The organism is Kitasatospora sp. NPDC127121 (assembly GCF_042677305.1).
Taxonomy (GTDB): Bacteria; Actinomycetota; Actinomycetes; order Streptomycetales; family Streptomycetaceae; genus Kitasatospora.
In genome coordinates this window covers 62,398-73,799 of sequence record NZ_JBHXTQ010000010.1, presented here as the reverse complement: position 1 = coordinate 73,799, position 11,402 = coordinate 62,398, and the positions used below count along the sequence as shown (strand labels likewise).

The window sequence follows — 11,402 nt, the reverse complement described above, 5'->3', positions numbered from 1 at the left end:
TAGTTGTTGCCCGGTTGCGGCGGGCCGTGGCCCCGGTCAGAGCAGGCAGTCGGCGGCGGTGAGCGCCGCGCGGACCTGGTGGGCCAGCTGCTCCTGGACCGGCACCCAGCGGGCGCCGAAGCGGTGGTGCAGCTGACCCAGGCTCTCGGTGACGATGTCGCGGGCCCGGCCCCGGGCCGCCTCCACGGTCGGACCGCCGCTGTCCGCCAGCAGCCGCAGCACCGTCGACGCCACCCGCAGCGGGATCCGGGCCGCGACGATCCCGGCGGTGGTCACCCGGGACACCGTGAGCGGCTCGGCGCACCAGCGGGCCAGCCACTCCTGGGCCACCGACGGGCAGAACTCCAGGGTGAACCCGGCCGCGCGCACCTGTGCGCCGTGCGCCGCCCGGGTGTGCGCGGGCACGTGGGCCAGCAGCCCGGAGAGCTCCTCGGCGCGCTCGCGCAGCGTCCGGGCCGCGGCGCCGACCGCCCGGTCCGCCGCCGGGTGCGGACGGCCGTCGCCGACCGCGTCCACGGCCCACATCGGCACCTCCAGCACGGCCGTCACCCCGCCGTGACGGCCGGCGTACGACCAGGTGGACAGCTCCGGCTCGTCCGGCAGCGCCCGTGACCGGCCGGCGCCGTCCGCCGAGGGCATCAGATAGGTGCCGGGGAAGGGGCTGGCCCAGCCGACCGCGTCGAAGGGGTCGACGTCCAGCGGGATGCCGGCCCGGCGCACCGAGGAGGCGAAGAGTTCGGGCAGCCCGGGCACCGGAGCGGTCAGCTGGATGAAGGCGCCGCCGAAGTCCACCCCGTGCATCGAGCACTGCAGGAACGGGCGCAGCTCGTCGATCAGGCCGGTCAGCGCCAGGCTCTCCGGCATCGGGGGCCGGCCCGCGTCGGCGGCCGGCAGCAGTTCGGGCTGCTCCTCGAACGAGGGACGGAAGAAGTGCTCGTAGTGCCGGCGCATGGTGAGCGGCCCGTCCAGCCAGCCCGCGTTGAGCGCGGCGCCGTCCGGGTCCAGGCAGAGCAGCAGGTGCCAGGACAGGCCGGGCCGGGTGGGGCGCGCCAGCAGCACCTCGGCCAGCCGCAGGGCGCCGGCCGTGCCGATCGGCTCGTTGGGGTGCGGGCCGCCGACGACCAGCACCGCGCGCGGGCCCCGGTCGACGGACAGCAGCAGCAGCGGGCGCCCGGCCCGCGAGCGGCCCACCTCGCGCAGCCGGCACCGCTCCGGGTGGCGCAGCGCGAGCCGCCGGGCCGCGGCCTCGGCCTGGGCCGGCGCGGGGTAGCGGGCCGCCCGGCTGCCGAGGGGCCGGGGCGGGCGGACCCGCCGGTCGGTGTCGGTCATGGCTCTCCTAGGGCGTGTCCCCTGGGGTGTGTTCGCGCGGCCGCCCGGCTCGTCGGGCCGCCGGGGCGCCGGGGCGCCGGGGCGCGCGGGGGCGCCGACGGACGCGGCCTGCGGGGCCGGGGGCGAGGCCCTGCGCGCCGGGGACGGGTCGCCGGGGGAGTCGGCGAGGGGGTCGAGCGTACGGCCCAACTCCCTTGTCCGGAAGGGGTGCAGAGGTCTCTGGCGGGGCCCTGTCAGTACCGCATGGGTGGTCCGGGCATGTCAACGGCGGACGGCGCCGGGCGGCGGGCGCGCACTGAGCGTGCCGGGGCGGGCCGGACCGGGGCGGCCGCGCCGGAGCGCGGGCGGGTGCCCGGCCAGGGCGGGGGGTGAGCCCGGGGGTGAGCCAGCGGGCCTTTCCCCGGATTGGGCTACCCTTGAGGGTCACCCCTCCCCGCCGTCGCCTGCCGATGCGCGCGGCACCGAATCACGTCGTAAGGGTTCCTAGTACATGACTGTCGAATCGGTCTTCCCACGCCTGGAGGCCCTCCTCCCGCACGTCCAGAAGCCGATCCAGTACGTCGGCGGCGAGCTCAACTCGACCGTCAAGGACTGGGACGCCTGCGACGTCCACTGGGCGCTGATGTACCCCGACGCCTACGAGGTCGGCCTGCCCAACCAGGGCGTCATGATCCTCTACGAGGTGCTCAACGAGCGCGAGGGCGTGCTCGCCGAGCGCACCTACAGCGTCTGGCCGGACCTCGAAGCGCTGATGCGCGAGCACGACGTCCCGCAGTTCACCGTGGACGCGCACCGCCCGGTGAAGGCCTTCGACGTGTTCGGCCTGTCGTTCTCCACCGAGCTCGGCTACACCAACATGCTGACCGCGCTCGACCTGGCCGGCATCCCGCTGGAGGCCAAGGACCGCACCGACGAGGACCCGATCGTCCTGGCCGGCGGCCACGCCGCGTTCAACCCCGAGCCGATCGCGGACTTCATCGACTGCGCGGTGGTCGGCGACGGCGAGCAGGCCGTGCTCGACATCACCGAGCTCGTCCGCGGCTGGAAGGCCGAGGGCCGCCCGGGCGGACGCGACGAGCTGCTGCTGCGCCTCGCCCGCACCGGCGGGGTGTACGTGCCGAAGTTCTACGACGTGGAGTACCTGGCCGACGGCCGGATCGGCCGCGTCGTGCCGAACGCCCCGGGCGTGCCGTGGCGGGTGTCCAAGCACACCGTGATGGACCTCGACGAGTGGCCCTACCCGAAGCAGCCGCTCGTCCCGCTCGCGGAGACCGTGCACGAGCGGATGTCCGTGGAGATCTTCCGCGGCTGCACCCGCGGCTGCCGCTTCTGCCAGGCCGGCATGATCACGCGCCCCGTGCGGGAGCGAAGCATCACCGGCATCGGCGAGATGGTGGAGCGCGGGCTGAAGGCGACCGGGTTCGAGGAGGTCGGCCTGCTGTCGCTGTCCAGCGCCGACCACACCGAGATCGGGGACATCGCCAAGGGCCTGGCCGACCGCTACAGCGACGACAAGATCGGCCTGTCGCTGCCGTCCACCCGCGTCGACGCCTTCAACATCGACCTCGCCAACGAGCTGTCGCGCAACGGCCGTCGCTCGGGCCTCACCTTCGCCCCCGAGGGCGGCAGCGAGCGCATGCGCAAGGTGATCAACAAGATGGTGTCGGAGGAGGACCTGATCCGCACCGTCGCCACCGCCTACGGCAACGGCTGGCGCCAGGTGAAGCTGTACTTCATGTGCGGCCTGCCCACCGAGACCGACGAGGACGTGCTCCAGATCGGCGCGATGGCGAAGAACGTCATCCAGAAGGGCCGCGAGGTCACCGGCCAGAACGACATCCGCTGCACCGTCTCCATCGGCGGGTTCGTGCCCAAGCCGCACACCCCGTTCCAGTGGGCCCCGCAGCTGTCCGCCGAGGCCACCGACGCCCGGCTGGCCAAGCTGCGCGACTCGATCCGCGGCGACCGCAAGTACGGCAAGAACATCGGCTACCGCTACCACGACGGCAAGCCCGGCATCGTCGAGGGCCTGCTGTCCCGCGGCGACCGCCGCATCGGCGCCGTCATCCGCGCCGTCTACGAGGACGGTGGCCGCTTCGACGGCTGGCGCGAGCACTTCTCCTACGACCGCTGGATGGCCTCCGCCGAGAAGGGCCTGGCCGGCACCGGCGTCGACGTCGACTGGTACACCACCCGCGAGCGCACCTACGAGGAGGTGCTGCCCTGGGACCACCTGGACAGTGGCCTCGACAAGGACTGGCTCTGGGAGGACTGGCAGGACGCCCTGGAGGAGGTCGAGGTCGACGACTGCCGTTGGACCCCGTGCTTCGATTGCGGCGTGTGCCCGCAGATGGACCTCAAGATCCAGATCGGTCCCACCGGGAAGAAGCTGCTGCCGCTGGCCGTGGTCAACGGGGCTGCCCCGCAGGGCTAGTTGATGGTGCGGGTGGTACGGATGGCGCGGATCGGGCGGGTCCGGGCCGCGTGACGTGCTCGAAGTGACGGATGGAGCCCTCCCCGGGAATCGGGGAGGGCTCCATGCGTTCGCCGGGCGGACGGCGGCCGGGGGCGTCGGGGTGCGGCTGACCAGGGGCGGGACGAGGGGGGTGGCGGGGCGCGTACCCTTTGAGGTGACAGAGTCCGGACAGCGGCGGCAGCCGTCGCGCCGGACGGGGACAACTGACTAAGGACTGAGCGACCCTGGCACGCCGTACGCCCGACGGTCCTCCGCCCGCGCCGACGGTGCAGCGGATCCGTCTCCGCTACACCAAGCGCGGCCGGCTCCGCTTCACCAGCCACCGCGACTTCCAGCGCGCTTTCGAGCGCGCCCTGCGCCGGTCCTCCGTGCCGATGGCCTATTCGGCCGGCTTCACCCCGCACCCGAAGGTGTCCTACGCCAACGCGGCCCCGACCGGGGTGGCGAGCGAGGCGGAGTACCTGGAGATCGGCCTGGCCGCCCTCCGTGACCCGGAGGAACTGCGGGCACAGCTGGACGAGTCGCTGCCGACCGGACTGGACGTGATCGACGCGGTCGAGGTCCGGACGCCGAACTTCGTGGAGCGCCTGGAGGCCTCCGAGTGGCTGGTCCGGCTGGACGGCGTCGAGCCGCAGGAGGCCGCCCGCGCGGTCGCGGTGTTCCTCGCCGCCGAGCGGGTCGAGGTCGAACGCGTGACCAAGAACGGCGTGCGGGTCTTCGACGCGCGCGGTCCGGTGGCGGCGCTCGAGATCGCCGCGCCGCAGGTCGTCGACGGTGCGGACACGGCGGCCGAAGCGGACCGCGATGTTCGGACCGGCCGTCCCTGTGCGATACTGCGCCTGGTAGTACGACACGCCACACCAGCCGTACGACCCGACGACGTATTGTCCGGTCTCCGTGTGACGGCCGACCTGGCGCCGCCGGTCCCCGCAGAGGTGACCAGGCTGGCGCAGGGGCCGCTCGACGAGGAGTCCGGCACGGTGACCGACCCGCTGGCGCTCGACCGCGCCGCGGCCCCGGCCGGCTGACAGCCGCCGGGGTGCGCGGGGCCGCGTCCGCCTGACGGGCGGAGGCCGGGTCCAGTGCCTCACTGGGCCCGACGGTCCTCCAGGTTCCCGCGGCTCCCCAGGGGAGCGAGCGTCGTCGCAGCACAGGCCGGCCACCTGAGGCCCGCCGACCAGGACGGTCGGTGGGCCCGGGAACCCCGTCCGGGAGCCACCCGGGGTTGGGGAACGGCGCAGCTTGGGAAAACCTCAGAAGACTGGTCAGACCAGAAGACTTTCGACACCCCGCCGTGCGGCGGGGCGCCGAGCGAGACTACGAGCCCCTGTGCGGCCTCGCGTCCGCGCGGCGGCACCGTGAAAGGGTCCGGCCCGAGCATCCTCGCGATGCCGGCCGGCCACGGGTGCCGTGCCGTGCCCGGATGTGGAGCCCGGGGGCCTGACGGGAGATCCACCCGCATGCTCGATAACACCGATCCGCAGCAGAACGCGGCGACGGAACAGAACGAGACCGCCCCGACCGGCGGCGAAGGCACCTCCGCGGCGCCGCCGCGCCGCCGTCGCCGTGCGGTGTCCCGCCCGGCGGGCACCCCGCAGGGTGCGGCCGCCGAGACGGCCGAGACGGTCGTCCAGGCCGAGGCACCCGCCGCCGAGGCGCAGGCCGCACCGGCCGCCGAGCCGGTGGCCGAGAAGCCGGTCCGGGCCCGCCGGACCCGCAAGCGCGCCGAGGCTCCGGCCGGGACGCCGGAGGCGACCCCGGTCGTGGTCACCGAGCCGGCCGCCGCCGAGGCGCCCGCCGCCGAGAAGACGGCGAAGACGAGCGCGAAGGCGGCTGCGAAGCCGGTCGAGAAGGCCGCTGAGCCGGCCGCCGAGAAGGACGAGAAGGCGGAGAAGCCCGCCCGGGCCCGCCGCACCCGCAAGCGCGCCGAGGCGCCCGCCGGGGCGCCGGCCGCCGCCGAGACCCCGGCCGAGGAGCCCGCTGCCGCCGCCCCGGTGGCCGAGGCCCCCGCCGCCGAGCCGGCTGCCGAGGAGGCACCCGCCGCTCCGGCCCGCCGGGCCCGTCGCCGCCGCGTGGTCGAGGCCGCGCCGGTCGTCGAGACCCCGGTCGAGGAGCCCGCCGCCGCGGAGGAGCCCGTCGAGGAGGAGCCGGTCGAGGAGGCCGTGGCCGTCCAGCCCGCGCCGGCCGCCGAGCCGACCCACCGGGTGCGCCGCCGTGCGGTCCGCCCGTCCACCGCGATCTTCCAGGCTCCGGTGTTCCAGGAGCCCGCCGCCGCCCCGGCCGCCACCCCGGCTCCCGCCGTGCAGCCGCAGGCGCAGCAGCAGCCCGCCGCTGCCGCCCCGGCGCCGGTCGAGGCCCCGGCCGCCGCGCAGCGCGAGGAGGACGAGTTCGAGTACAGCGGCGTCGGCCGCCGCCGCCGGGTGCGCACCTCGGTGCGGGTGCAGCCGCCGAGCCGTTCGAAGGCCGCCGAGCGGAAGGCCGCCGAGCGGGCCGAGCGGGCGGAGAAGGCCGAGAAGGCCAAGGCCGTCGAGAGGGCGAAGGCCGCCGAGAAGGCGAAGCCGGTCGAGCGGGTCGTCGAGGTGCCGGTCGAGGCGCCCGTCGTCGAGGCCCCCGTCGCCGGTCCGGAGACCGAGGGCGAGTGGGAGGACGACCGTCCGTCGCGCCGTCGCCGTCGGGGCGGCCGCCGTCGTCGCCGTGGCGAGGCCGAGGAGTTCGAGGCCGAGGCCGTCGAGACCGGGCAGTCCGTCGTCGAGGAGCCGGCCGCGGACGTCGAGGAGGACGTCGAGGACGACGACGACCTGGCCGCCGGCCTGTCCTCGTCCCGCCGTCGTCGCCGTCGTCGCCGCCGCAGCGGTGAGGCCGGTGCCGTCGAGACCGCCGAGACCACCGAGGACGGGGTCCGCACGGTGGTGAAGGTGCGCGAGCCGCGCCGCCGTTCCACCGAGCCGTCCTTCGACCCGGACGAGGTGCAGTCCATCAAGGGCTCGACCCGTCTGGAGGCGAAGAAGCAGCGCCGCCGCGAGGGCCGCGAGCTGGGCCGCCGCCGGGTGCCGATCATCACCGAGGCCGAGTTCCTGGCCCGCCGCGAGTCGGTCGAGCGCGTCATGGTGGTGCGCCAGAACGGCCAGCGGACCCAGATCGGCGTCCTCGAGGACGGCGTGCTGGTCGAGCACTACGTCAACAAGGAGCAGGCCACCTCGTACGTCGGCAACGTCTACCTGGGCAAGGTCCAGAACGTGCTGCCGTCGATGGAGGCCGCCTTCGTCGACATCGGCAAGGGCCGCAACGCCGTGCTGTACGCCGGCGAGGTCAACTTCGGTGCGCTGGGCCACGGTGGCCCGCGCCGGATCGAGTCGGTGCTGAAGTCCGGCCAGTCCGTGCTGGTGCAGGTCTCCAAGGACCCGATCGGCCACAAGGGCGCCCGCCTGACCAGCCAGATCTCGCTGCCCGGCCGCTACCTGGTCTACGTGCCCGAGGGCTCGATGACCGGCATCTCGCGCAAGCTCCCCGAGAACGAGCGCGCCCGCCTGAAGCAGATCCTCAAGAAGATCGTCCCGGACGACGCGGGCGTCATCGTGCGCACCGCCGCCGAGGGCGCCTCCGAGGAGGAGCTGACCCGCGACGTCCAGCGGCTGCAGCAGCAGTGGGAGGACATCCAGAAGAAGGCCGCGACCGGCAACGCCCCCGCGCTGCTGTACGGCGAGCCGGACATGACCGTCCGGGTCGTCCGCGACATCTTCAACGAGGACTTCACCAAGGTCATCGTCTCCGGCGACGAGGCGTGGAGCACCATCCACGACTACGTCTCCAACGTGGCCCCGGACCTCGCCGGGCGGCTCCAGCGGTGGACCTCCGAGGTGGACGTGTTCGCCACCTACCGGATCGACGAGCAGCTGATGAAGGCGCTGGACCGCAAGGTCTGGCTGCCCAGCGGCGGTTCGCTGGTGATCGACCGCACCGAGGCGATGGTCGTCATCGACGTCAACACCGGGAAGTTCGTCGGCCAGGGCGGCAACCTGGAGGAGACGGTCACCCGCAACAACATCGAGGCGGCCGAGGAGATCGTGCGCCAGCTGCGGCTGCGCGACCTCGGCGGCATCATCGTGATCGACTTCATCGACATGGTGCTGGAGTCCAACCGGGACCTGGTGCTGCGCCGCCTGCTGGAGTGCCTGGGCCGGGACCGGACCAAGCACCAGGTGGCCGAGGTCACCTCGCTGGGCCTGGTCCAGATGACCCGCAAGCGGGTCGGCCAGGGCCTGCTGGAGTCCTTCTCCGAGCCGTGCGTGCACTGCAACGGCCGCGGCGTGATCGTGCACATGGAGCAGCCGAGCGCCCACGTCCACACCCCGGCCGTGTCGGCCGAGGCGGCCGCGGGCAGCAGCAAGCGCCGTCGCCGGGGCAAGGGCGGGGCGGCCGCCGAGGAGCCGCAGGCCGTCGAGGCCGCGGTGGCCGAGGTGGTCGTCGAGGGCGAGCCGGTGCGCGAGGAGATCGAGGGCCAGCTGGCCCTGGAGGTCCCGGGCGTCGAGGCGGAGGCCGTCGAGGAGGCCCCGGCCGCCCAGCCGGACCTGGTCGAGATCCCCGCCGCCGCGGCGGCTCCGGCCGGCCGCACCCGCCGCCGCGCGGTCCGCAAGGCGACGGCTCCGGCCGGGGCGCCGGGCGAGGCCGAGATCGTGGTGCTCCAGGCGCGGGCCGACGCGGCGCTGGAGGCGGCCCTGGAGGCTGCCACCCCGGCCGCCCCGGCCGTGGTGACCCCCGAGGCCGTCGAGGCCGTGGAGGCCGTCGTCGAGGCGCCCGCGGAGGAGACCCCGGCCGTCGAGACCGCGGAGGCCGTCGTCGAGGCCCCGGCGGAGGAGGCCCCGGCCACCGAGGCCGAGGCCGAGGAGCCGTCCGCGGAGGAGGCTCCGGCGCCCAAGAAGCGGGCCGCCCGCAAGACCGCCGCGAAGAAGACCGCCGCCAAGAAGACGACCACGGCGGCCAAGAAGACCACCGCCCGCAAGACCGCGACCAAGCGGACGAGCGCGGCGGCCAAGAAGGCGGCGGCCGCCGAAGGTGATACGGCGGCCGAGTAGTGCCCACGCGCCCGGGGCGGGACCCTTCCCGCCCCGGGCCGTACGGGCCGGTTTGCCCCCCGGGCGGCCGGTCCGTATTCTTGACCCTCGGCGTGTCTACGCCACACGCTCCCGAGCACATCACCTTCCCGAAGCGCCGCGTTCGCGCGGCAGCGGGCGGGGAGAGGCCCCTGTGTCCGTACCCAGGCGGCTGGCGTCGGGAGTTCCGACCGAGTAAGGAAAGCAGGTACCGCATGTACGCGATCGTTCGCGCAGGCGGCCGCCAGCACAAGGTCGCCGTCGGCGACGTGCTGGAGATCGACCGTATCGAGGCCAAGCCGGGTGACTCGGTCGAGCTCTCGACCATCCTGATCGTCGACGGCGAAGCCGTCACGTCCGACCCGTGGGTCCTGGCCGGTGTGAAGACCCACGCCGAGGTCGTCGACCAGACCAAGGGTGACAAGATCATCATCCTGCGCTACAAGAACAAGACCGGCTACCGCCGTCGCCAGGGTCACCGTCAGAAGCACACCGCGGTGCGCATCACCAGCATCGACTCGGTCAGCAAGTAAGGGGATAGCGAGATATGGCACACAAGAAGGGCGCAAGCTCTACCCGTAACGGCCGTGACTCGAACGCCCAGCGCCTCGGCGTGAAGCGCTTCGGCGGCCAGGTCGTCTCCGCCGGCGAGATCCTCGTGCGCCAGCGCGGCACCCACTTCCACCCGGGTGCGGGCGTCGGTCGCGGTGGCGACGACACCCTGTTCGCGCTGACCGCCGGTGCCGTGCAGTTCGGCACCCGCCGCGGCCGCAAGGTCGTCAACATCGTGGCCGTCGAGGCCTGAGTCACACCAGACTCACAGTGAAGGGTGGGCCGGAATGTTCCGGTCCACCCTTCATGCTTTACGCAGGTAGCAGCAGACTTTCGCACACTGGAGGCACACCATGACCACCTTCGTGGACCGCGTCGAACTTCACGTCGCCGCGGGTAACGGGGGCCACGGCTGCGCCTCCGTGCACCGGGAGAAGTTCAAGCCGCTCGGCGGCCCCGACGGCGGCAACGGCGGCGAGGGCGGCAGCGTCATCCTCACCGTCGACGCGCAGGTCACCACCCTGCTGGAGTACCACCACTCGCCCAAGCGCAAGGCCACCAACGGCAAGCCCGGCGCGGGCGGCCACCGCACCGGCGCGGACGGCGGCGACCTCGTCCTGCTGGTGCCGGACGGCACCGTGGTGCTGGACCGCAACGGCGAGGTGCTGGCCGACCTGGTCGGGCACGGCACCAGCTTCGTCGCCGCCCAGGGCGGCCGCGGCGGCCTCGGCAACTCCGCGCTGTCCTCGGCCCGCCGCAAGGCGCCCGGTTTCGCGCTGCTCGGCGAGCCCGGCGAGGCCCGCGACATCGTGATGGAGCTCAAGTCCGTCGCCGACGTGGCCCTGGTGGGCTACCCGAGCGCCGGCAAGTCCTCGCTGATCTCGGTGCTCTCGGCGGCCAAGCCGAAGATCGCGGACTACCCGTTCACCACCCTGATCCCCAACCTCGGCGTGGTCACCGCCGGCGACACCGTGTACACCATCGCCGACGTGCCCGGCCTGATCCCCGGCGCCAGCCAGGGCCGCGGCCTGGGCCTGGAGTTCCTGCGGCACGTCGAGCGCTGCTCGGTGCTGGTGCACGTGCTGGACTGCGCCACCCTGGAGCCCGGCCGCGACCCGCTGACCGACCTGGAGACCATCGAGGCCGAACTGGCCGAGTACGGCGGTCTGGAGGAGCGCCCGCGCCTGGTCGCGCTCAACAAGGTGGACGTGCCGGACGGCCAGGACATCGCCGACCTCACCCGGGAGTCCCTGGAGGAGCGCGGCTACCAGGTGTTCGAGGTCTCCGCCGCCTCCCGCAAGGGCCTGCGCGAGCTGAACTTCGCGCTGGCGCAGATCGTCGCCGAGGCGCGCGCCGCCAAGCCGGTCGAGGAGTCGACCCGGATCGTGCTGCGGCCCAAGGCCGTGGACGACGAGGGCTTCACCATCACCGAGGAGGACGGCGCCTACCGCATCCGCGGCACCAAGCCGGAGCGCTGGGTCCGCCAGACCGACTTCTCCAACGACGAGGCCGTCGGCTACCTCGCCGACCGGCTGGCCCGCCTCGGCGTCGAGGACAAGCTGTGGAAGGTCGGGGCGCACGAGGGCGACACCGTCATCATCGGCCCGGACGAGAACGCCGTCGTCTTCGACTGGGAGCCGACCATGGCCGCCGGCGCCGAGATGCTCGGCCGCCGCGGTGAGGACCACCGCCTGGAGAGCCCGCGCCCGGCGGTCGACCGCCGCCGCGAGAAGCAGAAGGGCCGGGACGCGGCCGAGGCCGAGTTCCTCGCCTTCGAGGCGCTCTCCAGCACCCGCCCGGCCGCCATCGACGAGGGCGACGACGAGGAGTGACCCGGCCGGCCGGGACGCGTCCTGAGCCGGCCCGGGCGAACGGCCCCCACCACCCTCCGGGGCGGTGGGGGCCGTTCGCGTGTCCGGCCCCCGTCCAGAACTGACGGAGCGTCACCTCGCTCG

Annotated in this window: 7 protein-coding genes; 6 read left to right on the top strand and 1 reads right to left on the bottom strand. The window is 74.0% G+C overall.

From position 1 onward, the window contains the following. Positions 1-36: 36 nt before the first annotated feature. Positions 37-1,329 carry a M14 family zinc carboxypeptidase gene (locus tag ACFVHI_RS08370; RefSeq protein WP_380336903.1) on the bottom strand — a complete coding sequence of 431 codons (1,293 nt, stop codon included), beginning with the start codon at positions 1,327-1,329 and terminating at the stop codon, positions 37-39. 490 nt (positions 1,330-1,819) lie between these two features. Between ACFVHI_RS08370 and ACFVHI_RS08365 the strand changes: the two genes are divergently transcribed. The 6 genes from ACFVHI_RS08365 to obgE all read left to right on the top strand — a co-directional run bounded on the left by ACFVHI_RS08365 (position 1,820) and on the right by obgE (position 11,279). Then, positions 1,820-3,763 carry a TIGR03960 family B12-binding radical SAM protein gene (locus ACFVHI_RS08365; protein WP_063347557.1) on the top strand — a complete coding sequence of 648 codons (1,944 nt, stop codon included), beginning with the start codon at positions 1,820-1,822 and terminating at the stop codon, positions 3,761-3,763. Positions 3,764-4,071: 308 nt separating this feature from the next. Further along, complete coding sequence (locus tag ACFVHI_RS08360) at positions 4,072-4,833, top strand: TIGR03936 family radical SAM-associated protein (protein WP_063347556.1); 762 nt, start codon at positions 4,072-4,074, stop codon at positions 4,831-4,833. 432 nt (positions 4,834-5,265) lie between these two features. Beyond that, on the top strand, positions 5,266-8,877 hold the full coding sequence (locus ACFVHI_RS08355; protein ID WP_380336899.1) for a ribonuclease E/G: 3,612 nt from the start codon (positions 5,266-5,268) through the stop codon (positions 8,875-8,877). A 233-nt stretch (positions 8,878-9,110) separates the two neighbouring features. After that, on the top strand, positions 9,111-9,428 hold the full coding sequence (gene rplU / locus ACFVHI_RS08350; protein WP_063347554.1) for a 50S ribosomal protein L21: 318 nt from the start codon (positions 9,111-9,113) through the stop codon (positions 9,426-9,428). A gap of 14 nt (positions 9,429-9,442) precedes the next feature. Then, positions 9,443-9,700: a 50S ribosomal protein L27 gene (gene rpmA / locus ACFVHI_RS08345; RefSeq protein WP_030309712.1), complete on the top strand. Its 258-nt coding sequence runs from the start codon at positions 9,443-9,445 to the stop codon at positions 9,698-9,700. 100 nt (positions 9,701-9,800) lie between these two features. Then, a complete protein-coding gene (gene obgE, locus ACFVHI_RS08340) occupies positions 9,801-11,279 on the top strand; it encodes a GTPase ObgE (RefSeq protein ID WP_063347553.1) in 1,479 nt (492 codons plus the stop codon). Positions 11,280-11,402 lie beyond the last annotated feature (123 nt).

Excerpts from the sequence above, each read along its gene's own strand:
- ACFVHI_RS08370 (WP_380336903.1), bottom strand. The coding sequence starts at position 1,329 with ATGACCGACACCGACCGGCGGGTCCGCCCGCCCCGGCCCCTCGGCAGC.
- ACFVHI_RS08365 (WP_063347557.1), top strand. The coding sequence starts at position 1,820 with ATGACTGTCGAATCGGTCTTCCCACGCCTGGAGGCCCTCCTCCCGCAC.
- ACFVHI_RS08355 (WP_380336899.1), top strand. The coding sequence starts at position 5,266 with ATGCTCGATAACACCGATCCGCAGCAGAACGCGGCGACGGAACAGAAC.
- rplU (WP_063347554.1), top strand. The coding sequence starts at position 9,111 with ATGTACGCGATCGTTCGCGCAGGCGGCCGCCAGCACAAGGTCGCCGTC.
- rpmA (WP_030309712.1), top strand. The coding sequence starts at position 9,443 with ATGGCACACAAGAAGGGCGCAAGCTCTACCCGTAACGGCCGTGACTCG.
- obgE (WP_063347553.1), top strand. The coding sequence starts at position 9,801 with ATGACCACCTTCGTGGACCGCGTCGAACTTCACGTCGCCGCGGGTAAC.